Raw genomic sequence first — 374 nt, 5'->3', positions numbered from 1 at the left:
TCCCACAACCCCGTCGTGGCAACCCCTGCCGGGTCTCACACCACAACGGTTTGGCCTCATCCGGTTTCGCTCGCCACTACTCCCGGAATCACGGTTGTTTTCTCTTCCTGCGGGTACTGAGATGTTTCACTTCCCCGCGTTCCCTCCACACTGCCTATGTGTTCAGCAGCGGGTGACAGCCCATGACGACTGCCGGGTTTCCCCATTCGGACACCCCCGGATCAAAGCTCGGTTGACAGCTCCCCGGGGCCTATCGCGGCCTCCCACGTCCTTCATCGGTTCCTGGTGCCAAGGCATCCACCGTGCGCCCTTAAAAACTTGGCCACAGATGCTCGCGTCCACTGTGCAGTTCTCAAACAACGACCAGACACCCA

1 rRNA gene is annotated in these 374 nt (G+C 60.2%); it reads right to left on the bottom strand.

Going from position 1 to position 374, the window contains the following annotated elements:
* A 23S ribosomal RNA gene (locus tag IH44_RS0140180) occupies positions 1-324 on the bottom strand; the annotation flags it as partial.
* Positions 325-374 lie beyond the last annotated feature (50 nt).

This window comes from Kitasatospora sp. NRRL B-11411 (assembly GCF_000721345.1).
Classification (GTDB): Bacteria; Actinomycetota; Actinomycetes; order Streptomycetales; family Streptomycetaceae; genus Kitasatospora; species Kitasatospora cineracea.
This window is presented reverse-complemented; position numbering and strand designations above follow the sequence as displayed.